The organism is Shinella sp. M27 (assembly GCF_049199905.1).
Classification (GTDB): domain Bacteria; phylum Pseudomonadota; class Alphaproteobacteria; order Rhizobiales; family Rhizobiaceae; genus Shinella.
Genome location: NZ_JBLZPK010000028.1, coordinates 98,813 through 123,732 on the forward strand (window position 1 = coordinate 98,813; position 24,920 = coordinate 123,732).

Below are 24,920 nucleotides of genomic sequence, written 5' to 3' on the forward strand. Positions count from 1 at the left end.
TTTCGATTCCGATCCGGACGACGTATCGGTGAACGAGACGCTCTACACCGAAGCGCCGGCCTGCGACAGGGCGCTGATCTGCGCCGAGGTCATGCCGGCGAGCTGGCCGGGCGTGAAGGCATTGGCCTGTTCGGAGGTGAGGCCGGCCAACGTTGCCGTGCTGAGGCCGGAGATGGCGTTGGAGCTGAGCGCCAGGATGTGATCGACCGAGAAGCTGCCGAAATCGTCGGCGCCGAGGGCTGCGGCCTGCGTCGCTGTCAGCGCGCCGACCTGATCGGCCGAGAGTGCGCCGATCTGCGTGGCGCTCAACGCTGCCATCTGGCTGTAGCTCAGGGCAGCAAGCTGGGTCTTGCTCAACGCTGCGACGTTTTCCGTCGAGAGCGAGCTCATGGCGGCGGAAGACAGGCCCTTCAGGGCCGCCGGGCTGATCGCGGCGAGTTCGTCGGCCGAGATCGTCTGCATCTGGGCGGTCGTCAGGCCGGCGAGACCGGAGACACTGAGGGCGCCGATCTGCGCAACGGAGAAGGCTTCCAACTGATCGACGGTGAGCGCGCCGATTTGGGTGCTGGTCAGGCCGGAGATTGCGCCCGTGCCGAGGGCTTCGATTTCGGCGTCCGACAGGGTCGCGAGGTAGCTTGCCGGCAGGCCGCGGATGGCGGAGGAGCCGATGGCCGAAAGCTTGGCCAGCGAGAGCGTGTCGAGCGCCTGCGTGGAGAGGCCGGCCAGTGCGCCGGAGCTCAGCGATGCGACCTGTGCGGACGACAGCGCTTCGGCCTGTTCCTGCGTCAGGGCTGCGGCCTGCGCGCTGGTGAGACCCGCGATGCCATAGGTGCTGAAGGCGGCGATCTGTGCGGCCGTCAGGGCGGCGATGTCGTCGGTGCCGAGCGTGCCGATCTGGCGGGAGCCGAGGGCGGCGAGCTGCGCCGTGGAAAGCCCGGCGATCTGGCTCGTGCTGAGCGCGTCGATCTGGCTTGTCGACAGGCCGATGAATCCGGCCGGGCTGAGGGCCGCGATCTGCTCAGCGCTGAAGCCGGACAGGATCGAGGCGGGCAAGCCCGACATGGCGATCGAGCTGATGGCGCTCATGTCGGCTGTCGAGAAGGTGTGCAGCTGGGCGGCGGTGAAGGCCGAAAGCTGGCGTGAGGTGAGTGCGCCGACCTGCGCACTCGTCAGCGCCTCGACCTGATCGGTGCTGAGCGCGGCGATCTGGTCGCTGGCGAGGCCGGAAATGCCGGACGGGCTCATCGCCGCGATCTGGCTTTCGGTCAGCGCGTGGAGCGCGGATGTCGAGAGACCGGCAATGGCACGCGAACTGATCGCGGCCATGTCATCGTTGGAAAACAGCGCGAGGTCATCCGTGCTGAGCGCGCCGATCTGCGTGGAGCTGAGTGCTGCGACCTGCGTGCTGGTCAGCGCCTCTGCCTGATCCGGAGCAAGGGCCGCCACCTGGCTGGTCGTCAGGGCCGCGACGCCGGCGGTGCCGAGGGCGGCGATCTGCGCGGGCGAGAGCAGCGCGATATCATCCGTGCCGAGACCGCCGACCTGGGCAGAGCTGAACGCGGCAAGCTGGGTCGTCGTCAGGGCTTCGAGCTGGGTTGAGCTCAAGGCATTGACCTGCGTGCTCGTCAGGCCCGAACCGTTGAGGGCGGCGATCTGTGCCGTCGTCAGGACCGCGATCATCGCCGTCGAGAGGCCGGCGACCGCGCTGGAGCCGATCGCGCCGAGTTCACGGGCGGTGAAGGTTTCGATCGTGTCGGTGTGGAAGGCGGCGATCTGCGTCGATTTGAACGCCGCGATCTGCGTGCTGGTCAGCGCCTCCGCCTGTTCGGTGGAGAGCACGGCGATGTGCGCGGTCGTCAGGCCGGCGATGCCGCCCGTGCCGAGCGCGGCGATCTGCGCGGCCGAGAGGGCCGCGATGTCTTCCGTGGCGAGACCTGCCACCTGCTTGGAGCCGAAGCCGGCGATCTGCGCGGTGGTGAGGGCCGCGACCTGCGTGCTGCTGAGGGCGGCGATCTGCTCGCTCGTCATGCCGGAAAGCCCGGCCGGGCCAAGTGCTGCGATCTGGCTGGTCGTCAGCGAAGCGAGCATGCCGGTCGACAGGCCGGACATCGCGCTGGAGCTGATGGCGGCCATGTCGGCGGTCGAGAAGGTATCGAGGTCGTCCATGCCGAGGGCGGCGATCTGGCGCGAGGTCAGCGCACCGACCTGCGTGCTCGAGAGCGCTTCGGCCTGCGCCGTCGTCATGGCGGCGATCTGTGCGGTCGACATGCCGGCGACGGCGGCGGTCGAAAGGGCCGCGATCTGCGCCGTCGAGAGAGCTGCGATATATTCGGTGCCGAGCGAGGCGATCTGCCGGGCGTCGAGGGCGCGCACCTGGGCAGGCGTCATCGCATCGAGCTGATCGCTGGTGAGGGCCGCGATCTGCCGGGGCAGCAGGCTGCCGACGGACATGGAGTTGAGGGCGGCGATTTGGCTGGTGGAGAGGCCGGCAATCGCGCCCGTCGACAGGCCCGTGATGGCATCCGTGCCGATGACAAACATTTCGCGCGTCGAGAAGGTGGCGATCGCATTCGAGGAGAGCGCGGCCAGCTGCGTGGAAGAGAGAACGGCGATCTGCGTGCTGCTCAGGGCTTCGGCCTGCGCGGTGCCGAGAGCGGCCATCTGGCGGGCCGTCAACCCGCTGATGCTTGCGGTGCCCAGCGATGCGATCTGGGTGGTCGAAAGGGCCGCGAGCGTCGCCGTCGACATGCCGCCGATCGCATCCGACGTGATGGATGCCAGATCCTTGGAGGAGAAGGTGGCGATGTCGTCGGCACCGAGCGCTGCCAACTGCGTGGAGCCGAGCGCTGCGACCTGCGTGTTCGTCAGCGCTTCGGCCTGTGCGGTCGAGAGGGCTGCGATCTGCGCGGTCGTCATGGCGGCGATGGCTGCCGTGTTGAGGGCTGCGATCTGTTGCGGGGAGAGCGAGGCGATCTTTGCCGCCGACAGGCCGCCGATGGCGCCCGCCGTGATCGCGGCGATATCCTTGGTCGAGAAGGTGGCGATGTCGTCGGTGCCGAGCTCGCTGATCTGCTCTGAGGAGATGATGCCGATCTGGGCTTCGTTCAGCGCCTCGGCCTGGCTGGTGGTGAGCGTGGCGAGCTGCTGCGAGGTGAAGCCCGGAATGGCGCCCGCATTGAGCCCTGCAATCTGACCCGGAGTGAGAGCCGCGATGTTCTGTGTGGTCATCGCGCCGAGCTGGGCGGAGGTGAGCGCGCCCATCTGGCGGCTGGAGAGCGCGGCGATCTGGCTGGTGCTGAGGGCTTCGATCTGGTCGCTCGTGAAGCCCGGAATGCCCGTGACGCCCAGCGCTGCGATCTGCGCCGTGGTGAAGGCGGCGATTTCCGTGGGGCTGAAGGCCGCGATCTGCTGGCCGTTCAGCATGCCGATCTGCGCCGTGGAGAGAGCGGCGATCTGGCCGGCGGTGAGGTCGTCGATCTGGCTGGTGGTCAAGCCGGGAATGGCCGACGAATTGAGGCTTGCGATCTGCTCGCTGGACAGCACGGCCAGATTTTCACCGAGCGCACCGAGCTGGGCGGCGGTCAGTGCCTTGAGCTGGGCGGTGGAGAACAGGCCGACCTGGATCGAGTTCAGGGCATCGAGCTGGGCGGTGGTCAGGCCGGAAATGGCGATGGTGCTGATAGCGGCGATCTGATCGGAGCTCAGGCCGGCGATGGTGCCCGTTGTGAAGCCGGCAAGCGCGCGGTTGGCGATCGCGGCGATCTGGGCCGTGGACAGGGCGCGGATGTCCTGCGATTCAAGGGCCGCGATCTGAATGGAGGTGAAGGCGCCGATCTGTGCCGTCGTGAAGGCGGCGATCTGGGCGGTCGTCAAGGCCTCGATCTGTCCGGAGGTCAGGCTGGCGAGTGCATTGCGGCTGAGTGCGGCGGCCTGGGCGGTCGACAGGCCGGTGATCGCCTCCTCGCTGAGGCCGACAGCGCCCTTGGTGATGGCAGCGATATCGGCGGTGGAGAAGGTCGCGATCTCCTGCGACGTGAATTCGGCGAGCTGGTCCGAAGTGAGGACGCGCACCTGCGCGGAGGTCAGCGCCTCGGCTTGTGCGGTGTCGAGCTCGGCGATCTGCGCCGTGGTGAGGCTGGCGATGACGCCGGTGCTGAGCGCGGCGATCTGGGCGGTGGTCAGCGAGCCCAGGAATTCCGGGTCCATGGCCGCCATCTGCGCGGTGGTCAGGCCGACGATCTGGGCGGTGGTCAGGACGGCGATCTCGTTGCTCGAGAGGGCGGCGAGCGCTCCGGTCGGAAGACCGGGCACCGCCTTGCTGTGGATCGCGGCGAGGTCGGCCGTCGAGAAGGTCGCGATATTGTCGTTGCCGAGCGCGTAAAGCTGGCTCGACGTCAGGGCGCGCACCTGCGCCGAGGTCAGGGCTTCGGCCTGGGCCGTGGTCATCACGCCGAGCTGCTTGGCGGTGAGGCTGGCGATGGTGCCGGTGCTGAGTGCCGCGATCTGGTCGGTGGAAAGGTTGGCGATGGCATCGGTGCCCAGCGCCGATATGGCCTTGCTGTTGATTGCAGCGATATGGGCCGAGGTAAGCGACTCGAACCCTTCCGGATCCAGCGCGCGAAGCTGCACGATGCCGAGTGCGGCAACCTGCAGCGTCGAAAGCGCACCGATCTGCTCGGTGCTGAGCGCGCCGATCTGCGCGCCCGTGAGGCTGGAGAAGGCGGCGGCGCTGAGGGCGGCGATCTGGGCCGTCGTCAGGGCCGCGACGGCGTCGGTGGTGAGGCCGGCGACCGACTTGTTGGCAAGGGCGGCGATATCGGCGGTCGAGAAGGTCTCAAGCGCTTCGGCGCTGAAACCCGACAGCTGGGTGGCGCTCAGCAGGCGAAGCTGTGCCGGCGTCAAAGCCTCGGCCTGATCGGCATCGAGCGCACCGAGCTGCCACGGCTTGAGCGCCGCGATCTGGCTGGGTGCCATCGCTGCGATCTGGGCCGTGCTGAGGGCGGCGAGTGCGTCCGTGCCGAGACCGAGCAGCGCTGCCGGCTGGAGGGCGGCGAGCTTCGTGCCGGTGAAGGCTTCAAACGTATAGGGATCGATCGCGCCGACCTGGGTGGCCGTCAGCGCGCGGATCTGCACGACGGTGAGGGCTTCGGCCTGTTCGGCCGAGAGTGTGTTGATCTGGGCTGTCGTCAGGCTCGAAATGGACTTGGCGCTCAGAGCGGCGATCTGAGCGGATGACAATCCGGAAATGGCCGCCGTATTGAGACCGGCAATGGCCGTTGCGGCGAAGGCGGCGATGTCCGCCGAGGAAAAGGCTTCGATCGTTTGGACGTCGAGCACGGAGAGCTGCGTGGACGTGAACGCCTTTGCCTGGATCGGCGTGAAAGCTTCCAACTGATCCATATCGAGGGCGCCGACCTGTGCCGAGGTCAGGCCCGTGATCGCGCTCGCGTTGATGGCGGTGATCTGGGCGGTGCTGAATTCGGCAATACCGGCCGTGCCGAGTGCCGCGATCTGCCAGGCGGCCAGCGCGTTGACCTGCGCGGTCGTCAGCGACGCGATCTGATTGTCGGACAGCGCTGCGATGGCACCCGTACCGAGGCCCTTCAACGCCTTGGCGGTGAGGGCGGACATGGCGTCTGTCGAAAGCGCTGCGATGTCCTCGGAGGACAGGCCGGCAAGCTGTGACGAGCTCAGGGCGCGGATCTGAGCGGATGTCAGATTGCCGATCTGGTCGGAGGTCAGGGCGCTGACCTGCGTGGCGGTCAACCCGGTGATGATGTTTGCAGTCAGGCCGGCCATCTGCGCGCTGGAGAGCGCGGCGATGGCGCCTGTGCTGACGCCGGAGAGCGAACCGACGGAAATGGCGGCAATGTCGGCGGCGGAAAAGGTGAGAACGCCAGCCGAGCCCATGGCGGTAAGCTGTGCGGCCGTCAGCATCTTGGTCTGGGCGGGCGTCAGCGCTTCGATCTGATCGACGTCGAGTGCACGGATCTGCGTTGCGCTGAGACCGGTGATGGCGGTGCTGGTGAGCGCCGGGATCTGCGTCGAGGTGAAGGCTGCGACAGCCGCGGTCGAAAGCGCCGCGATCTGCGCAGGCTTCAACTGGGCGACCTGCGCGGTGGAGAGGGCGGCGACCTGTTCGGGCGTGAGCGCGGCCATCTGCGCGTTCGAGAAGCCGGCGAGCGCCTGTGCGTTCAGCTTGCCGATCTGCTCGTCCGAAAGCAGCGCGATGGCCGCCGTGCTGAGGCCCTGCACGGCCTTGTAGTTGATCGCAGCCATATCCTCGGTGGAGAAAGTGGCGATCTCCTCCGGTTCGAAGACGGCGAGCTGGGCGGCGCTCAGGACGCGCACCTGCGCCGAGGTCAGGGCCTCGGCCTGGTCTTCCGTCAACGCCTTCACCTGGGTGGTGCTGAGGGCGGCGATCTGGTTGGGGGTGAGGCTGCTGATCGCACGATCGAGCGCACCGAGCTGTTCCAGCGTCAGTCCGATGATGGCGGTCTGCGAGATGGCGCTCAACTGGCCCGAGCCGAGAACCTCGATGTCTTCCGCTTCCAGCGCCGCGATCTGCTTGGAGGAAAAGGCATTGAGCTGCGAGGTCGTCAGCGAAGCGACGTCCTCGGTCGACCAGCTCTGGATGGCTGCTGTCGAAAGCGCCTTGATCTGGGGGATGCTCAAGGAGGAAACGATCGACGTCATAGGCAAAATCCTGAGAAAATGAGACGAAAGAACAGACGAAATCCACTATCGGTCAGTCTATGCGTTACAGGCGTGAGCTTGCCTGAGCCTGTAGTTGCAAGCGTCATCATTCGGCACGCGGGAAGCGGCCGGATTTCTGAGGTTTCAGGGAGGATTTTGGGTGATGGAGAGGGAAGGCGGGGGCGCCTTCCCGGCCGTCTAGCGGCCTTCGCGATACCAGGTGGCGGAGAAGGCGAGGAGCAGCAAGCCGACACCGGCAAATCCGGCGAAAAGCGGCAGCGTATTGATACCCTTCAGCACGGTCTCATCCGTCATGCGCAGCGACAGCCTGTTCTCGTCCACCGTGCGGACCTGGCCGGAAACCGGCAGAAGCGGCGGCAGCGAGACGGCGTTGCCGCTCTCGTCGACCAGCCGACGCACCGTGCCCTTGGTGGCATCGGCGAGCGGTTTCAGGGTCTCGGTCGTCGAGATCGTCGCCTTGAATTCCGGCGCGTCGACCGCGCCGACATGCACCAGCGCATTGAGATCGTCGTTGGTGATCTCGTAGAGGCCGGTCTCGGTGGTCGGGATTTCCGCGCGATAGAGGCCGGGTTCGGCTTGCGTGAGCTTCACCTGTTCCGTTTTGCCGGAGGGCAGTTTCAGCGTGGCCTCGCCGGGTGCGTCGCCGATCGTCTGGCGGTTGATCTGCAGGGTCCGGCCGAAGGTACGTGCCGTCAGCGCCTCTTCCTCCAATGCTGGTTCCTGCATCAGCCAGTGCGCCGTGCGCCGGTAGAGCGAGACATGCGGGCCGCCGCCTTCGAAGCCCCGCGCCCAGAGCCAGCCCTGATCGGAGAGCAACATGGCGACGCGGCCCTTGCCGGCGCGGTTCAGCACCAGGAGCGGCTTGCCGTCGTTTGCTTCCATCACGACATTGCCCTGCGGGCGCTGCACATCGACGGTGCGGAACCAGCGGCCCCAGTGCGGCGGCTCCGAATCGGCCCCTTCGAGGCCGCGCGTGACCGGGTGCTTCTTGCCCTGCTCGGAAAGCCGGGGATAGAAGGGCGCGACATTCATCTCGCCGGTCGGGTTTGCGGGAAGCACGACGGAAAGCGGCGTGCCGGCAATCGAATCGTTGCCCGCGTGCTCCGGCCCCGCCGCGATCAGCAGCGCGCCGCCGTTTTCGACATATTGCGCGATGTTGTCGTAGTAGAGGATCGGCAGCACGCCGCGGTGCTGGTAGCGGTCGAAGATGATGAGGTCGAACTCGTTGATCTTGTCGACGAAGAGTTCGCGCGTCGGGAAGGCGATCAGTGACAGTTCGTTGATCGGCGTGCCGTCCTGCTTTTCCGGCGGGCGCAGAATGGTGAAATGCACGAGGTCGATGGCGGTGTCCGACTTCAGGAGGTTTCGCCAGGCGCGCTCGCCGGCATGCGGCTCGCCGGAGACGAGCAGCACGCGCAGGTTCTCGCGGATGCCCTCGATGACATGGACCGCGCGGTTGTTGGCGGTCGTGATCTCGCCCTCAACGGGCTCCACCGCGAATTCGAGGATGTTGTTGCCGCCGCGCGGCACGGTGAAGCCGAGCGGCTGTTCGGTGCCGGGTTCGGCAATTTCAGAGGCGATCTCGTTGCCGTTGAGGCGCACGGTCACGCGGGCGGTGCCGCCGGGGCCGGCGCCATCGTCCACCACGCGGAATTTCAGCTCCTGCGGCTCGCCGACGATGCCGAATCGCGGCGCGCTGACCACCTCGATGCGCCGGTCGAATTCATCCGGCCGGCCGGTGACGAGGGCGTGGACCGGCGCGTCGAAGCCGGAAAAGGCGGACGCCTCGGGAATGTCGTGCACCTGACCGTCGGTGATAAAAATCGCGCCGCCGACGCGTGAGCGGGGCACGTCGGCGATCGCCGAATTCAGAGCGTCGAAGAGGCGGGTGGAGGGCGTGTCCGACGTGCCGTCGTCGCCGGCTTCGACGATGCGCGGCTCGAGGCGCGGGTACCGGGAAAAACGCTCCTTGAGGCCGGCAAGGGCGGCGTCCGTCTCGGCGGTGCGCTCGGCGCTGTCCTGGCTCTGGCTGCGGTCGATGATGACGGGCACGACGGTCGATAGCGCCTCGCGGTCCTCCTGCATCAGCACGGGATTGGCGAGCGCCAGAACGAGCAGGACCAGCGCAAACGCACGCACCAGCGCGCCTCGCAGGCCGCGCCAGAGGCCGAGGGCGGAAAGCAGCATGCCGAGAAGGCCGATGAGGGCAATGGCGATCCAGGGAAGGAAGGGAGAGAACTGTACGGTCATGTCACTGCCCCAGCCGCTCGAGGAGGGCGGGCACGTGGACCTGGTCCGCCTTGTAGTTGCCGGTGAGCATGTACATCATGATGTTGACGCCGGAGCGGAAGGCGTGCTCGCGCTGCACCTCGTCCGGCGGCACGGTCGGCAGCAGCGCCATGCCGTTGGCATCGACCGCCCAGGCGCCGGCGAAATCGTTGCCGGTGATCATGATCGGCGAGACGCCGTCGCCCGCGCGGGCCGGCCGCGACGGGTCTTCCTTGCGGTCGAGCTCGGCCTCCACCCAGAGCGGGCTTCCGGCATAGCGGCCGGGGAAATTGGCGAGCAGATAGAAGGCCTTGGTCAGAACGTGATCGGCCGGGACGGGCTCCAGCGGCGGGATATCGAGATTGGCGAGGATCGCCTGCAGGCGCTCGGTGTTCGGGCTCGTCGAATTGCTGTCGAGCGAGACGAACTGGTCGCGGGTATCGAACAACACGGTGCCACCATTGCGCATATAGGCGTCGATGCGGCTGATCGCGGCGCTGGAGGGCATTTCCGCAGACGCACTCACCGGCCAGTAGATAATCGGGTAGAGCGACAGCTCATCCTTGGAAATATCGACGCCGACGGGTTCGCCGGGTTCCAGCGTCGTGCGGTAGGTGAGGAATTCGGTGAGGCCGGCAAGGCCGCGTTCGGAAATCCGGTCGACCTCGCCTTCGCCTGTTACGACATAGGCGAGATGCGTCGTGTCGAGTCGCGAGAGGATCGTGTCGTCGCCGGGTTTGGCATCGTCAGCACGGCTTTCACCGGGCAGGGCGACCAGCGCGCCGACCGCCAGCGCCAACAGCACGGCGGCAGCCGCGCCGCGGCTCGGCATGCGCCGGGCGGCCGCGGCAAAGGCGCCGCCCATGGAGAGCACGATGGCGCAGTCGGCCAGCAGCAGCAGGGCTGCAAGGGTGAAGAGATGCGGTTTCAGCGACCAGGTCTCCTTGCCGGCGAGCGGCTCGCGCAGCACGCCGGAACCTTCGGCAACGGCCAGCGGTCGGATTTCGTGGCCGGGCGGGAAGAGGTTGTGCGCGACATAGCCGTCCTCCGTGCCGTAGAGGCCGGGCGGATTATCGAAGGTGGCGATAGCCTTGGCGCCATCGGTGGCGGCGAGCGGCTTGGCTTCGCCGGTGGCGGCGGCCAGCGTGCCGTTGGCGGTCATCAGGCGATAGGGCGGCAGGCGCTGTGTCTCGCCACCCTTGGAAGACACGCCGCCGCCGCGCGACAGCTGCACGGTGCGGCGGAGCATTTCGACGAAATCGCCTGACAGCGGCAGGTTCGACCAGCCGGTTTCCGCGCTGATGTGGAAGAGCACGATGCGGCCGGAGCCAAGCGGACCAGTCGTGACCAGCGGCGTGCCGTCGGCAAGGCTTGCCCAGGTGCGTTCGGCGAGATCCGGTGTCGGCTCGGCCAGAACCTGGCGCTTGATCAGGATATTTTCCGGCGCGCGCATGCCGAAGAACGGGCTGTTTGCCGGATAGGCCGAAAGCGGCTGCGGCTCGGACCAGGACAGCGCGCCGCCAAGCGCCCGTTCGCCCTTGCGCAGCAGCACCGGCACGAGCGGATCGTCGGCGGGGGCGGCGGCCAGGCGCGGGCCGGCAAAGCGGATCAGCATGCCGCCGGCTTCCACCCAACGCTTCACCTCGGCCTGCACATCCTCCGGCAGGCGGCCGATATCGGCCATGATCAGCACGGAGGGGTTCTGCTCGATGATTTCAGGCACGGCGACCGAGAGATCGGCGACGCTCGGCTCGATCAGGTCGGCATAGGGGGCAAGTGCCCGGTTGATATAGTGCAGCGGCGAAAGCAGCGGCTGGCTCGCATCCACCACCTCGCCCGACAGGAAGGCCACGCGGCGGCGGCGGAAACCGTCGTCGAGCAGATAGGTGCCGCCGGCATTGGCGAGGCCGTCGATGGTCAGGCGGGCGAAATCGTTACGCAGCTCGAAGGGCGCGGTGATCGTGCCGGTCGTGGTGGTCGCACCGGCGGAGAATTCGGCAGTGCCCGTCGCGATCGGCCGGCCGCGGGAATCGTGCGCGGTCAGCGGCAGGCTGCGCGGCGCGCGGCCATCGAGGCGGGTGAGGGCGACGGAAAGGGCATCGGCGCCGTTGTTGGCGGCCGTAACCGCGACGGCGGAAGCGCCGTCGCTCTCGATCAGGCGGAAGTCGGCGGGCGACAGCGCCTTGAGGGCGGCGACCGTCTCGTCCGTTTCGCTGCTCGCCATGCCGTCGCTGATGAAGGCCACGGTGCCGGGCGCGGTTCCGTCGAGCGCGGTGCGCAGCGACGCGACGGCGGAAGCCCGGTCGGCAGGCAGCGGGCGCGGCTCGGCGGCGGCGAGGCGGTTGCGGGCGGTGATGGCATCGACGGGCACGGCGTCGTGCTGGCGATCGGCGGTGAGCACCAGCGCAATCGGCACGTCGCGGCTTTCGGCATCCTCGATCAGCGCGGTGGCGGTCTCGACGCGGCGCGGCCAGTCGGTGGCCGACGCCCAGGTGTTGTCGACGACGAGGACGAGCGGGCCGCTGGAAGCCAGCGTGTTGGTGCGCGGATTGAAAACCGGATCGGCGATGGCGAAGATGACGGCGGCGGCCATCAGCATGCGCAGCAGCGTCAGCCACCACGGGCTTTGCGCCGGCGTCTCCTCCCGCTTCAGGATGGAGGCGAGGATGGCGAAGGGCGGGAAGACTTCGACGAGCGGCTTCGGTGGCGTGAGGCGCAGCAGCCACCAGATGACGGGCAACAGCACCAGCGTCGTCAGCACGGCGGGAAAGGCGAAGGCAAAGGCGCTCATCGGCCGCGGCCCTCCGTCTTCATGGCCGGCATGCCGGAGAGATACATGTGCACGGCGACCAGCGCCTCGGAGGCGAGCCGGTCGGTGCGGTGCGGCACGAAGCTCCAGCCGAGATGGCGCAGAGTGTAAGCCAGGGTCTCGCGGCGCGCGGTATAGGCGCGGGCATAATCGTCCTTCAGCGTCTCGGCGCGGCCGGCCGTCAACTTCTGGCCGCTTTCGGGATCGGTGAATTCGGTGCGGCCGGCATAGGGGAAGGTTTCCTCCGCCGGGTCGGATATCTCGACGACATGGCCGCGCAGGCCGCGGCGGGCGAGCGGGCCGAGGCGGTTCATGACGTCCTCGACGGGATCGAGGAAGTCGCCGATCAGCACGATATCGCTGTTGCCGCGGATCATGCCGGTCTCCGGCAGGCCGCCGGTCGTGCCGTTGTGCATCAGCGCGGTGGCGAGGCGTTCGGCGGCGTTGCGCGCGGCGATCGGCTCCATGATGCCGGGGCAGCCGATGCGTTCACCGGAGCGGGCGAGGATCTCGGCGAGCGCCAGCATGAGAACCAGCGCGCGGCTTTCCTTCGAGACGCTGCCGAGCGTCGATTTGTACATCATGGATGGCGAGAGATCGGCCCAGATCCAGACAGTGTGGGCAGCTTCCCATTCGCGGTCGCGCACATAGGTATGGTCATCGCGGGCGGAGCGGCGCCAGTCGATACGTGACAGGCTTTCGCCGTCGACATAGGGGCGGAATTGCCAGAAATTCTCGCCGATGCCGCGCTTGCGGCGGCCGTGCCAGCCGGCAATCACGGTGTTGGCGAGGCGCTGGGCTTCGACCATGCAATCGGGAATGAGGGCCGCACGCGCCTGCGCCCGCGAAAGCACCTCGCGGGTCGGTGTTGGCTCGACGATCTGGCCGACGGATGCCATGCGCTTTCCTTATTCAGCCGCCCGCCTGCCGGACGAGCCCTGCAATGACGTCGCGAACGGACATACCTTCCGCGCGCGCGCCAAAAGTCAGCGCCATGCGGTGCTGGAGGATCGGCTCAGCCAGTGCCAGCACGTCATCGACGGAGGGCGCGAGGCGGCCTTCATAGAGCGCGCGGGCGCGGGCGCAGAGCATCATGGCCTGGCCGGCGCGCGGGCCGGGACCCCAGGCGACATGCTTGTCGGTGGAGGCCACACCATTGCCGGGACGTGCCGAGCGCACGAGCGACAGGATCGCGTCGAGCACCTTTTCGCTGACCGGCATCTGGCGGATGAGGGTCTGGATCTCGATGAGGCGGGCCGCAGTGATGGCAGCCTCCGCATGGGCCTCGTGCACGCCGGTGGTTTCGAGCAGGATCTGCCGTTCAGCGGCGAGTTCCGGATAGTGCACATCGACCTGCAGCAGGAAGCGGTCGAGCTGGGCTTCCGGCAGCGGATAGGTGCCTTCCTGCTCCAGCGGGTTCTGCGTCGCGAGCACGTGGAAGGGCTTGGGAAGGTCGTTCGGCCGGCCGGCGACGGTGACGTGATATTCCTGCATGGCCTGGAGCAGGGCGGACTGGGTGCGCGGCGAGGCGCGGTTGATCTCGTCGGCCATCAGGAGCTGCGTAAAGATCGGGCCGGGCACGAAGCGGAAGGAGCGCTTGCCGTTGTCGTCCTGGTCCATCACCTCGGAGCCGAGGATATCCGACGGCATCAGGTCCGGCGTGAACTGGATGCGGCTGGAGGCAAGGCCGAGCACGGTGCCAAGGGTGGCGACGAGCTTGGTCTTGGCGAGGCCCGGCACGCCCACGAGCAGCGCATGGCCGCCCGAGAGTACGGCGAGCATGGTCTGCTCGACCACGCTTTCCTGGCCGAAGATGACCTTGGCGACTTCCTTGCGGATGAGGGCGATGTCGGAGAGCGCCCGTTCGGCCGCGGCGATGACGGCTTTTTCGTCCAGGCCGGACTCGGAGGAATTCTGAACGCCCATCTTTATCTCCAGTACCGGTTCCAAACGCGCGGCGAATCGTGGCCTTGCCGCGTTCGCGTCCTACATAGAAAGCTTATTAGCTCACCTGTGGCTGACAAGCGGCCACGAAATGACTATCTCGTGAAAAAGGATGTATCCACCTTTTCCTCTCGCGGAGATAGGGTTGAACCGGGACGGAACAATGGCAACGGGCGAAATTCAAGGCAGCAGCGACGCGGCGGGACTGGCCGCGCTGATCTCGCGGGCATCCGCGGAAACCGGCGGGCGCGGCCTGCCGCCGGTCGAGCGCTGGAACCCGCCGTTCTGCGGCGATATCGACATGGAAATCCGCGCCGACGGCACCTGGTTCTATCTGGGCACGCCGATCGGCCGCGCGCCGCTGGTGCGGCTTTTTTCCACGGTTCTGCGCAAGGACGAGGACGGCAGGACCTATCTGGTCACGCCGGTCGAGAAGGTCGGCATCCGCATCGTTGACGCGCCGTTCCTGGCTGTCGAGATGAATGTGAGCGGGGAGGGGACGGATCGCAAGCTCACCTTCCGCACGAATGTCGGCGATGTCGTGGAGGCGGGGGCGGACCATCCGCTGCGCTTCGTTATCTCCGGTGAAAACAACCAGTTGAAGCCCTATCTTCTCGTGCGCGGCCGGCTGGAGGCGCTGGTCTCGCGCGCGGTCATGTATGATCTCGTCGAACTGGGCGAAGTCCTTGAAATCGATGGCGTCGAGATGTTTGCGGTGCGCTCCGGCGGCATGGTCTTCCCGGTCATGCCGGCGGCCGAACTGGATGCGCTGTCGCGATGAGCTTTGCTCCCTACAGTGCCGCTGAATTCCGCCGCCGCGCGGCGGAGCAGACGCTGACACTCGGCGACGAGAGCTGGCGCGAGCATGGCGACAGCCTGCTCAATCCGGGCGTTATCGAGCATATCGAGGGCATGAAGCTCAGAGATGCGGCGGTGCTGATCCCGGTCGTCGACGACGGCGATGATGCGCGCGTCATCTTCACCCAGCGGACTGCGACGTTGCGCAAACATTCAGGCCAGGTCGCCTTTCCGGGCGGCGGCGTCGATGAGGACGACGCGGATGTCGAGACGGCGGCGATGCGCGAGGCGGAGGAGGAGATCAGCCTCGACCGTCGCTTCGTCGAACCGGTCGGCCGCTTGCCGCATTACAAGGCGCTGTCGGGGTTTTCGATCACGCCGGTTCTCGCCGTGGTCCAGCCCGGCTTCGAACTGATCCCGAACCCGGCGGAGGTCGAGACGGTCTTCGACGTGCCGCTCTCCTTCCTGATGAATCCGCGCAACCACGAACGGGGCAGCGGCGTCTGGCTGGGCTCCGAGCGGCATTATTATCGCATGCCCTATGAGGGGCATAACATCTGGGGCATCACTGCCGGCATCGTGCGGGTGATCTATGAAAGGCTTTATGCATGACGTCTGTTTCGGGTGAGGCGTGGTTTGCCGATCCGGCGCTCTCTCGCGTTCTTGCGCTGCTCAACAGCGACGGCGGCGAGGGGCGGGTTGCCGGCGGCGCCGTGCGCAACAGCCTGATGGGCCTGCCGGTCGCCGATGTGGATATCGCGACGACGCTGCGGCCCGACGTGGTGGCCGAGCGCGCGAAAGCCGCCGGCATCAAGGCGGTGCCGACCGGCATCGAGCACGGCACGGTGACGCTGGTCATCGACGGCAAACCCTTCGAGGTCACGACCCTGCGCCGCGACGTCGCCACCGATGGCCGCCATGCGGACGTCGCCTTCGGCACCGACTGGCAGACGGATGCCGAGCGGCGCGACCTCACCATCAACGCGCTTTATGCGACCGCCGACGGCACCGTCATCGACCTCGTCAACGGCCTGCCGGATATCGAAAGCCGCACGGTGCGCTTCATCGGCGATGCGGCGACGCGCATTGCGGAGGATCACCTGCGCATCCTGCGGTTCTTCCGCTTCTTCGCGCTCTATGGCAGCGGCCGGCCGGATGCCGATGGATTGCGGGCCTGTGCGCGGGCGAAGGGTAGCCTCGGCAAACTCTCGGCCGAGCGGGTCTGGTCGGAGACCAAGAAGCTGCTGGCCGCGCCCGATCCGGGCCGCGCGCTGCTCTGGATGCGCCAGGCCGGCGTGCTCACGGAAATCCTGCCCGAAACGGAAAAGTGGGGCATCGATGCGATCCCCAGCCTGATCGAGACAGAGAAGGCATTTGGCTGGGCGCCTGAGGCGCTGCTGCGACTTGCCGCCATGGTGCCACCAGACCGGGAGCGGTTGAAAGCGCTGGCCGAGCGTCTGCGGCTATCGAAGGCCGAGGCAGCGACGATGGACTATTGGGCTTCCGCCCCCGAGATCGCGCCCAAACTCGCCGAAACGGCCTTCGACCGCTTGCTCTATCGCCACGGTCAGCAGGGCCTCACCATGCGGGTCAAGCTGGCGCTCGCCTCCGCACGGGCGCGCGGGCTCGGCGATCCCGAGGCGCTTGCCTTTGCAGGCCTTTGCCAGCGGCTGCTCGCGCGCGCGCGCAAATGGCAGAAGCCGTCCTTCCCGCTCAATGGCGCGGATGTGCTTGCAACAGGTATTCCGGCGGGGCCGAAGGTCGGCTGGCTCTTGGGCACGATCGAGGATGAGTGGGTGGCGGGCAATTTCCATGACGGCCGGGCAAAGCTGCTTGCCCGGCTGGAAGCTCTCGCAAAAGAGGGCTGATTGGCGTCAGGCGGCGTCTGCCGCCTTCTCGTCGACGATGCGTTCCTTGATATGGTCGACCATGCTTTCACGGATCATGGTTTCGCCATGGGCGGAGCGCATGTGCTCGACTGCGCGGCGCACGACTTCGGCATCGTCATTGGCCCGCGTATGCCATTCGCATCCGGGGACGAGTGAACCGCATTCAAAAAGTCTCATGACCTGTCTCCTGTCGTTTCAACGGATCAGTTTAGCAGATAAGGCTTGATCGGCCAAACCGCGACGCAATCGACGGCTTGGGAAGGCCCGCACCGAAACGGAAAGCCGGGGCCGGAGTTCCCTCCCGGCCCGCAAATTCCGCAAGTGAAAATGGGCCGTCAGGCCGCGTCCTCCTCCTTCGCCCAGGCATCGAAGCAGGCCGACGACTGGAACTGCTCCGGCTTCGTGTGATGATCGGCGAGATGGTAGACCGTGCCGCCTGCCAGCTGCCGTTTGGCCTCTTCGAGGAAATAGGCATGTGGAAGGTCCATGCCGCTCTCGGCGCGCATGGTTTCGGCAAAACGGTCGAGAAAATCGGCGGATTGCGGATCGAGCTCCGTGATCGCCGCGTGCTGCAATGCAGTCATCATGACGGGTTCCTCCATGGACTCACGCAGGGCGCATCCTACCACGAAGGGCGTAAAGCCATCATCACAAGTGCGGGATTGTCATGGTGGGATCGTCAGGGCCAGCGCACCACCGGCGGCAGCGACGACAGGATGGAATCCACATTGCCGCCCGTCTTCAGGCCGAAGATCGTGCCGCGGTCGTAGAGCAGGTTGAACTCGACATAGCGGCCGCGGCGCACGAGTTGTTCGTCGCGGTCCTCTTCCGTCCAGCCATTGTTGTAGTTGTTGCGCACGATGCGCGGATAGACCATGGCGAAGGCGCGGCCGACATCCTGCGTGAAGGCGAAATCCGCCTCCCAGCCGCCAAGCTCTTCCGATGAGTGCAGCCAGTCGTAGAAGATGCCGCCGGTGCCGCGCGGCTCGTTGCGGTGCTTCAGGAAGAAGTAGTCGTCGCACCAGTCCTTGAATTTCCGGTGATCGGCGACCGGATGGCGATTGCAGGTGATCTCCATCGCCTTGTGGAAGAGTTGCGTATCGGCATCGTCCATCGTGCGACGGCGGTCGAGCACCGGCGTCAGGTCCGCGCCGCCGCCGAACCAGCGGCTGGTGGTGACGACCATGCGGGTGTTCATGTGCACGGCCGGCACATTGGGGTTCACCGGATGGGCGATCAGCGAGATGCCGGAGGCCCAGAAGCGTGGGTCTTCGGAGGCACCTGGAATCTGGCCACGGAACTCCGGCGAGAATTCCCCATGAACGGTGGAGGTATGCACGCCGACCTTCTCGAAGACGCGGCCTTCCATCATCGACATGCGTCCGCCGCCGCCTTCGCCACCGTCGCGCTGCCAGTCCCTGGCGACGAAGCGGCCGGGCGGCAGGTCGGAAAGCGGACCGGCCAGTTCGTCCTCGAGCGCCTCGAAGCTGGAGCAGATCGCATCGCGCAGGTGCTGGAACCAGGCGCGGGCAGCGTCCTTCTTGTCTTCGATGTCCTCGGGCAAGCCTTTCGGCAGGTCTGGTCGTTCCATGATATGTCTCGCTGGGGTGTTTCCCGCTGGCGGCAAGGCCGCCGAATCGCATTTCGGTCACACTCGTTAACTTTGGGCCATTTGGCAACAAAAACGGATTTTCAGTTGGGGGTGGCCGGACTCGCAAAATGCGCGGCGGCGGCCTATGTTTGCATCGTAGAATGTGCTGCCAGGAGAAAACGATATGGCGCGTGTTCCCGGACCGCCGCCTCTTGAAGGGCTTCGCCGCCAGATCGAGCGCCATCGGCGCGAGAAGCCGGCGCGCGCGAGCAACTTCGTTCGAGAGACCTTCTGCATGGAGCGGCAGGCGGCGCGCGACAAGGCGCGCGAATGGTTCGACCATTGGCCGAAGGCCGCCTACTGGACCGAAGTGGAGAGCTGGCGGATGCTGGAGGGCGACCGCATCGAGTTCACGATGCGCCGGCTGCCGAGTGCGGACTGACGCTTCTTTTGCTTGCGGCTGCACGCCTCACACCCGTCTGACGCGAGCGTGATCTGCAACGTCGATTGACGGCGGGCCGCTGCGCCCTTATCTTGCGGCCATCGTCATCAATAGAAAGGCGCCGTTGCGGTTCTGAAGCACGGCTCACAGTCCTTGTTCGAACTCGCGATTGCCGTCTGCCTGATCCTTCTCAACGGGGTCTTTGCTCTTTCCGAATTGTCCATCGTTTCCGCGCGCAAGCCCCGCCTCAAGACCATGGCGGCCCAGGGATCGCGCGGTGCCGCGTCCGCGCTGAAACTGGCGGAAAATCCCGGTAAATTCCTCTCCACCGTCCAGATCGGCATCACGCTCATCGGCATTCTCGCCGGTGCGTTTTCGGGTGCGGCTCTGGGTGGGCGCCTGCGCGACATCCTTTTTGCCGAGGGCGTGCCGGACTGGCTGGCCGATCCGCTCGGCTACGGTATCGTCATCTTCATCATCACGTTCCTGTCCGTCGTTGTCGGCGAGCTGGTACCCAAGCAGATCGCGCTGAAGAATCCGGAACGGTTCGCGACGCTTGTCGCGCCCGCCATGTCGCTGCTGTCGAAGATCGGCGCGCCGGCCGTCTGGATTCTCGATGCCTCGACGCGCCTGATCTTCCGCCTGCTCGGCCAGCACGAGGTTGCCGAAAGCATCGTCACCGACGAGGAGATCAGGACCATCGTCGCCGAAGCGGAAGCCGCCGGCGTCATCGAGGGTGGCGAGAAGCTGATGATCGCCGGCGTCATGCGTTTTTCCGACCGTGAGGCGCGCGGTCTCATGACCCCGCGCAACGATGTCGACTGGATCGATCTCGGCGATACGATCGAGGAAGTCCACCAGCAGCTGATCGACAGCCAGCACTCCCGCCTGCCGGTCGCCGATGGCGGGCCGGAAACCATTGTCGGCATCGTGCAGAAGCGTGAACTGCTCTCCGCCATGCTGACGGGCCAGCCGCTCGATATCCGCGCCTTCATCCGCCCCGCGCCGATCGTGCCCGACACGATGGATGCGATGCGCGTGCTGGAATCGCTGCGCAGCTCCGAAGTTCCGATCCTGCTCATCCATGACGAATACGGCCACTTCGAAGGCGTCATCACGCCGGCCGACGTGCTGGAGGCGATTGCCGGCGTGTTCCGCGCCGACATCGAAGAGGGCGACGACGAACACGCGGTGCAGCGCGAGGACGGTTCCTGGCTGATTTCCGGCTCCATGCCGATCGACGAGATGGCCGACCGCCTCGGCCTGTCGCTGCCCGGCCGCCGTGGCTACCAGACGGCTGCCGGCCTCGTCATCGAATCGCTGCAGAGACTGCCGAAAACCGGCGAGATCACCGAAACCCAGGGCTGGCGTTTCGAGGTCGTCGACATGGACGGCCGCCGCGTCGACAAGCTTCTGGCGACGCGTCTGGATCCTTAAGGTCTTTCCAATAGGTCGGGTTCGAGCAATCTCGGGCCCGGACCTTCCGCGCCAAGCGTATCCAGCGGATTGCGCAGCGGGCATTCCTGCATCGAAAGGCAGCCGCAGCCGATGCAGCCGTCGATCTGGTTGCGCAGCTTGGTGAGCCGCGCGATGCGGTCGTCCAACTGGCGGCGCCAGGTTTTCGAGAGCGCCCGCCAGTCCTCGGCCGTCAGGGGCCGGTCATGCGGCAGCACGGACAGCGCGTCCGCGATCTCCGACAGCGGAATGCCGGTGCGCTGCGCGACCTTGATGACCGCGACGCGGCGCAGGATGCTGCGCGGATAGCGCCGCTGGTTGCCGCGGTTGCGCTGGCTGCGGATCAGCCCCTTCGTCTCGTAGAAATGCAAGGTGGAAACCGCCACCCCGCTGCGTTCGGCGACCTCACCGACGCTGAGTTCCCGCGGCATTTTGCTGTTCGGACATTTTTCCGTCATGGCTGTTGACCTCAACTTTGCTTGAGGTTTTATACCACGGGCTCCCTGATTTCAAATGGAGCCCGCACACATGACAGACAGACTGACCATCGCCCTCATCTATGGCAGCGGCCGCGAGGGACGCTTTGCCGATACGATCGCGGGATGGCTGGAGCCGGAGCTGGCGGGTTTCCACCAATATGACATCATTCGCATCGATCCGGCGGACCTGACCTTCACGCCCGGTGGTCTCGATGCGGCCTCTTCGGAGAGCGTCGAAAGCCGGATTTTGCAGGCCGATGCCTTCCTCATCGTCACGCCGGAGTACAACCACGCCTATCCGGCCGCTCTGAAGGCCATCATCGACAGCTGCTTCCGTCCCTGGCATGCCAAGCCCATCGCCTTCATCTCCTATGGCGGCGTATCGGGCGGGCTGCGCGCGGTGGAGCAGTTGCGGCTGGTCTTTGCCGAGCTGCATGCCGTGGCGATCCGAGAAACGGTCAGCCTCGCCCACGCCTGGACGCAATTCGATCCCGCCGGAAATCCCTTCCGCCCCGGCCATCTCAACGGCCAGCTTGCCGTGCTGATGAAGCGCCTGACCTGGTGGGCGAACGCGCTGAAGGCGGCGCGTATCGCAACACGCTACGACGAGGCGGCGGCATGAAACCGGAGCACTATGCCACGGCGGAAATCGCCCGCTCGCCGCAGGAACGCTGGCGCAATGCGACGCTGCTCTTCGTCAGTACGCTCACCATCATGTCAGGTGCGACGATCTCCGCCTCGCTGCCGGGCATTGCCGCCCGTTTTGCCGAGGTCGAGAATGTCGCGCTGCTCAGCCGGCTGGTGCTGACGCTGCCTGCCGTGTTCATCGCGCTGTTTTCGCCAGCGGCGGGTTTTCTCGTCGATCGCTTCGGCCGCAAGCCTCTGCTGCTGGCCTCGCTCGCTCTGTTCACCGTCGCGGGCGCCTCCGGGCTGGTCCTCGATACATTGCCGGGCCTGCTCGTCGGCCGCGCCGTGCTCGGCCTTGCCGTCGGCGGCATCATGACGGCGACGACGGCGCTGGTCGGCGACTTCTTCCAGGGGCCGGCGCGCGATCGTTATATGGGCTTGCAGCAGGCCTTCGTCGGTATCGGCGGCACGTTCTTCCTGACGGGCGGCGGCTTCCTTGCGGAAATCCACTGGCGCGGGCCGTTCTTCATCTACACCGTGGCGATCCTGCTGCTGCCGGCCGCCATCGCCTTCCTGCCGGAGCCGCGCCGGGTCCGCCCCGCCGCTGTGACGGCAGGCGAGGCTGGGCTCGATAGCCGCAGGATCACGCTGCTCGGCCTCCTGTTCCTCGCCGCCGCGATCAACATGATCGCCTTCTACATGATCCCGACGCAGCTTCCGTTCTACCTGGAACATCTCGGATTTGCCGCACCCAGCCTTGCCGGTGCCGCGATTGGTGCGGGGCAGCTCGTTGGCGTGGTGAGTTCGCTGGTCTTCGCGCCTGTCCGGCGGCGGATCGGCCTGATGGGCGTCTTCGCCCTCGGCTTCGTCTCGTCGGGTCTGTCCTTCCTTGTGCTGTCCGCCGCGGAAAGTTATGGCAGCGTCCTGGCCGCCATGGCCGTCTCCGGCATCTGCATGGGCACGATCATGCCGAATTTTGCGGCCAGCGCCATGTTGCTTGCGCCACCCGCCCTGCGCGGCCGGATTTCGGGCCTTCTGGTCTCCAGTATCTTCGCCGGGCAGTTCCTGTCGCCGATCGTCTCGCAGCCGCTGATCGGCGCATTCGGCTATGGCACGGCCTATGCCGTGGTCGGTGCGGTCGTGCTGGTGCTCGGCCTCGTGGCCTTGGTCTCGCGTCTTTTCCGGTGGGGCGATGGCTAGGTCAGCCAAACCCCGTCTGGCGCAGCGCCTCGCCGCAGATCATAGCGGCGGACAGCGCGACATTGATGGAGCGCTGCCCCTCGACCATGGGGATGAGCACCCGGCCGTCGGCCGTGTCATGTACCCGGTCCGGCACGCCGGCGCTTTCGCGGCCGAAGAGCAGGATATCGTCCGGGCGGTAGGCGAAATCGGTATAGAGCCTGGCGGCCTTGGTGGAGGCGAGCACGAGGCGCCGGCCGCTCGTCTGCCGCCACTCTTCGAAACGGTCCCAGCTGACATGTCGCGTCAGCGTCACGGCGGCGAGATAGTCCATGCCAGCGCGCTTCAGGTTACGGTCGGACAGGTCGAAGCCGGCCGGCTCGATGATGTCGACGGCGAGCCCCAGGCAGGCGGCGAAACGCAGGATCGTGCCGGTATTACCGGCAATATCGGGCTGATAGAGGGCGATGCGGAGTTCGGACATCGTTCGGGGGTAGCCGGGATGTGGCGGGAAGGCAACAGAATTGGCCGCAGATGCGAATTTGCGACGAAGTGGCTGGCAAAATGCGCCGTTTCGGGTTACCCAAGCTGCATCTTCAACGCGAGAACAGGGAGGATCATGATGGATATCACACGTCGACAGCGCCTCCCGGCTGGAATCACGCCACTTCTCGCGTAGGCACCTCGCCGCCCAAACTCCCTTCGCAGACCCATTTCAATTCGCCGTGTGACGCCGTTCGTCGCCCCACGGTCATCCTACCGGAAGCTCGTTCCCGACAGCGCCCGTTTTGCGCCGTCCGTGCCGGTTCCGTCATTTTATTTACGGAGATAGCCATGTTCGGCTGGTTCGAAAGACGTTTGAATCCTTATCCCGCTGAGGCGCCCTCGCTTCCGCCGAAGGGCCTGTTCGCCTTCCTGTGGCATTATACCAAGCCCGCAGCCCCCTGGCTGTTCGTGCTCGGTTTCTGCTCAATGGCGCTCGGCATCGCGGAAGTGCTGCTGTTCCAGTTCCTCGGCAATATCGTCGACTGGCTTTCGGCCGGTGATCCCCACACGTTCCTCGCCCGCGAGGGCGGAACGCTGATCTGGATGGCCGTGCTGCTGCTCGTCCTCATCCCGGGTTTCGGCGCACTGCACACGATGACCATGCACCAGGCGCTTGCGGGCAATTTCCCGATGATCGCCCGCTGGCAGATGCATCGCTACCTCATCCGCCAGAGCATGACCTTCTTCTCCAACGAGTTCGCCGGCCGCGTCTCGACGAAGGTGATGCAGACGGCGCTCGCCGTGCGCGAAACCGTGATGAAGATCATCGATGTCTTCATCTATGTGGTGAGCTATTTCATCTCGATGATCGCGATCATCGCCGCGGCGGACCTGCGTCTCGTCGTGCCGCTGCTCGTGTGGTTCGTCGTCTATGTCTGCATCCTGCGCTACTTCGTGCCCAAGCTCATGCGGATTTCGCGTGAGCAGGCGGATGCGCGCTCGATGATGACGGGCCGGATCGTCGACAGCTACACCAACATCGCGACGGTGAAGCTGTTCTCGCATGCCGGCCGGGAGGAGACCTATGCCCGCGACGGCATGGACGAGTTTCTCCAGACCGTGCACGCGCAGATGCGCAAGATCACGCTGTTCAACATCGCGATCGACATCAACAACGTCGTCACGATGTTCTTCACGGCGGCCATCGGCATCTATTTCTGGATGAACGGCGATGTATCTGTCGGTGCGGTGGCGGTGGCCATGGGCCTCGTCATGCGCATCAACGGCATGTCGCAGTGGGTGATGTGGGAAGTGACCGCGCTGTTCGAGAATATCGGCACGGTCTATGACGGCATGGGCATGATGACCAAGCCGCACGACATCCAGGACAAGCCCGAGGCACCGGCTTTGCCGGCGGCGAAGGGCGCCATCGCCTTCGATCATGTCCGCTTCCACTACGGCAAGAACAAGGGCGTGATCGAGGACCTGTCGCTCAACATCGCAGCGGGTGAGAAGGTCGGCCTCGTCGGCCGCTCGGGTGCCGGCAAGACGACGCTGATGAACGTGCTGCTGCGCTTCTACGATCTGGAGTCCGGCAAGATCACCATCGACGGCAAGGATGTCGCGACGGTGACGCAGGACAGCTTGCGCTCGCAGATCGGCGTGGTGACGCAGGATACGTCGCTCTTGCACCGCTCGATCCGCGACAACATCGCCTATGGCAAGCCGGAGGCTGATGATGCTGAGATCATCGAGGCGGCCAAGCGCGCGAATGCCTGGGACTTCATCGAAAGCCTCACCGACCAGCAGGGCCGCACCGGCCTCGATGCCCAAGTCGGTGAGCGCGGCGTGAAGCTTTCGGGCGGCCAGCGCCAGCGCATCGCGATCGCCCGCGTCTTCCTGAAGGACGCGCCGATCCTGGTGCTGGACGAAGCGACCTCGGCGCTCGACTCCGAAGTCGAGGCGGCGATCCAGGACAACCTCTTCGCTCTCATGCAGGGCAAGACGGTGATCGCCATCGCCCACCGCCTGTCGACGCTGACGGAGATGGACCGCATCGTTGTGCTCGACAAGGGCCGCCTTTCCGAGACCGGCACCCATGCCGAACTCGTTGCCAAAGGCGGCATCTACGCCGACCTCTGGACCCGCCAGTCGGGCGGGTTCATCGCGGATGACGCAGCTGAAGCGGAAGCGGCGGCGGAGTAAAAGCAGAACACCCCGGTCCAGGGCCGGGGTG

18 protein-coding genes are annotated in these 24,920 nt (G+C 66.1%); 8 read left to right on the plus strand and 10 right to left on the minus strand.

Translation table 11 applies throughout. The features are described from left to right. Positions 1 to 42 precede the first annotated feature (42 nt). The 5 genes from ACOZK4_RS11365 to ACOZK4_RS11385 form a co-directional block, all read right to left on the minus strand. On the minus strand, positions 43 to 6,696 hold the full coding sequence (locus tag ACOZK4_RS11365) for a hypothetical protein (protein WP_421591984.1): 6,654 nt from the start codon (positions 6,694 to 6,696) through the stop codon (positions 43 to 45). A gap of 198 nt (positions 6,697 to 6,894) precedes the next feature. Then, entirely contained in the window at positions 6,895 to 8,967 is a 2,073-nt protein-coding gene (locus ACOZK4_RS11370) for a hypothetical protein (RefSeq protein WP_421591985.1), read from the minus strand. A gap of 1 nt (position 8,968) precedes the next feature. Beyond that, positions 8,969 to 11,776: a DUF4159 domain-containing protein gene (locus ACOZK4_RS11375; RefSeq protein ID WP_421591986.1), complete on the minus strand. Its 2,808-nt coding sequence runs from the start codon at positions 11,774 to 11,776 to the stop codon at positions 8,969 to 8,971. Then, entirely contained in the window at positions 11,773 to 12,693 is a 921-nt protein-coding gene (locus ACOZK4_RS11380; protein ID WP_421591987.1) for a DUF58 domain-containing protein, read from the minus strand. Before ACOZK4_RS11380 ends, ACOZK4_RS11375 begins: the two co-directional genes overlap by 4 nt. 13 nt (positions 12,694 to 12,706) lie before the next feature. Continuing rightward, positions 12,707 to 13,720, minus strand: a complete 1,014-nt coding sequence (locus ACOZK4_RS11385) for an AAA family ATPase (protein WP_244759662.1) — start codon at positions 13,718 to 13,720, stop codon at positions 12,707 to 12,709. A gap of 181 nt (positions 13,721 to 13,901) precedes the next feature. Between ACOZK4_RS11385 and ACOZK4_RS11390 the strand changes: the two genes are divergently transcribed. The 3 genes from ACOZK4_RS11390 to ACOZK4_RS11400 are packed head-to-tail and all read left to right on the plus strand — an operon-like array spanning position 13,902 to position 16,404. Then, positions 13,902 to 14,519: a DUF1285 domain-containing protein gene (locus ACOZK4_RS11390; protein WP_421591988.1), complete on the plus strand. Its 618-nt coding sequence runs from the start codon at positions 13,902 to 13,904 to the stop codon at positions 14,517 to 14,519. Further along, complete coding sequence (locus tag ACOZK4_RS11395) at positions 14,516 to 15,148, plus strand: CoA pyrophosphatase (protein WP_421591989.1); 633 nt, start codon at positions 14,516 to 14,518, stop codon at positions 15,146 to 15,148. The genes ACOZK4_RS11390 and ACOZK4_RS11395 overlap by 4 nt, the downstream gene beginning before the upstream one ends. Beyond that, on the plus strand, positions 15,145 to 16,404 hold the full coding sequence (locus ACOZK4_RS11400; protein WP_421591990.1) for a CCA tRNA nucleotidyltransferase: 1,260 nt from the start codon (positions 15,145 to 15,147) through the stop codon (positions 16,402 to 16,404). The genes ACOZK4_RS11395 and ACOZK4_RS11400 overlap by 4 nt, the downstream gene beginning before the upstream one ends. A 6-nt stretch (positions 16,405 to 16,410) precedes the next feature. On the opposite strand, the gene ACOZK4_RS11405 is transcribed toward ACOZK4_RS11400, so the two are convergent. From ACOZK4_RS11405 to hemF, 3 genes are all read right to left on the minus strand, one after another. After that, entirely contained in the window at positions 16,411 to 16,602 is a 192-nt protein-coding gene (locus ACOZK4_RS11405; protein WP_313530535.1) for a DUF1059 domain-containing protein, read from the minus strand. A gap of 158 nt (positions 16,603 to 16,760) precedes the next feature. Further along, positions 16,761 to 17,012 (minus strand): hypothetical protein, encoded by a 252-nt coding sequence (locus ACOZK4_RS11410; protein WP_421591991.1) that lies wholly within the window; start codon positions 17,010 to 17,012, stop codon positions 16,761 to 16,763. Between the two features lie 92 nt (positions 17,013 to 17,104). Further along, complete coding sequence (gene hemF, locus ACOZK4_RS11415) at positions 17,105 to 18,016, minus strand: oxygen-dependent coproporphyrinogen oxidase (protein ID WP_421591992.1); 912 nt, start codon at positions 18,014 to 18,016, stop codon at positions 17,105 to 17,107. A gap of 184 nt (positions 18,017 to 18,200) precedes the next feature. On the opposite strand from hemF, the gene ACOZK4_RS11420 reads away from it, so the two are divergent. Together ACOZK4_RS11420 and ACOZK4_RS11425 are read left to right on the plus strand one after the other, a co-directional pair. Further along, complete coding sequence (locus tag ACOZK4_RS11420) at positions 18,201 to 18,458, plus strand: hypothetical protein (protein WP_421591993.1); 258 nt, start codon at positions 18,201 to 18,203, stop codon at positions 18,456 to 18,458. Between the two features lie 153 nt (positions 18,459 to 18,611). Then, positions 18,612 to 19,895, plus strand: coding sequence for a hemolysin family protein (locus ACOZK4_RS11425; protein WP_313530523.1), 1,284 nt, complete (start codon positions 18,612 to 18,614; stop codon positions 19,893 to 19,895). Here ACOZK4_RS11425 and soxR read toward each other — a convergent pair. Beyond that, the gene (gene soxR / locus ACOZK4_RS11430) at positions 19,892 to 20,344 is read right to left on the minus strand and encodes a redox-sensitive transcriptional activator SoxR (RefSeq protein WP_421591994.1); all 453 of its coding nucleotides are present in this window, start codon (positions 20,342 to 20,344) and stop codon (positions 19,892 to 19,894) included. The two genes, ACOZK4_RS11425 and soxR, sit on opposite strands and share 4 nt — an antisense overlap. A gap of 97 nt (positions 20,345 to 20,441) precedes the next feature. Here soxR and ACOZK4_RS11435 point away from each other — a divergent pair, with 97 nt between their 5' ends. After that, positions 20,442 to 21,014, plus strand: a complete 573-nt coding sequence (locus ACOZK4_RS11435) for an NAD(P)H-dependent oxidoreductase (RefSeq protein ID WP_313530517.1) — start codon at positions 20,442 to 20,444, stop codon at positions 21,012 to 21,014. Then, positions 21,011 to 22,219: an MFS transporter gene (locus tag ACOZK4_RS11440; RefSeq protein WP_421591995.1), complete on the plus strand. Its 1,209-nt coding sequence runs from the start codon at positions 21,011 to 21,013 to the stop codon at positions 22,217 to 22,219. The genes ACOZK4_RS11435 and ACOZK4_RS11440 overlap by 4 nt, the downstream gene beginning before the upstream one ends. A 1-nt stretch (position 22,220) precedes the next feature. Here ACOZK4_RS11440 and ACOZK4_RS11445 read toward each other — a convergent pair whose 3' ends face one another. Beyond that, positions 22,221 to 22,682: a tRNA (cytidine(34)-2'-O)-methyltransferase gene (locus tag ACOZK4_RS11445; RefSeq protein ID WP_421591996.1), complete on the minus strand. Its 462-nt coding sequence runs from the start codon at positions 22,680 to 22,682 to the stop codon at positions 22,221 to 22,223. A 350-nt stretch (positions 22,683 to 23,032) separates the two neighbouring features. Between ACOZK4_RS11445 and ACOZK4_RS11450 the strand changes: the two genes are divergently transcribed. Continuing rightward, positions 23,033 to 24,889, plus strand: coding sequence for an ABC transporter ATP-binding protein (locus ACOZK4_RS11450; protein ID WP_421591997.1), 1,857 nt, complete (start codon positions 23,033 to 23,035; stop codon positions 24,887 to 24,889). The last annotated feature ends 31 nt before the right edge of the window (positions 24,890 to 24,920 follow it).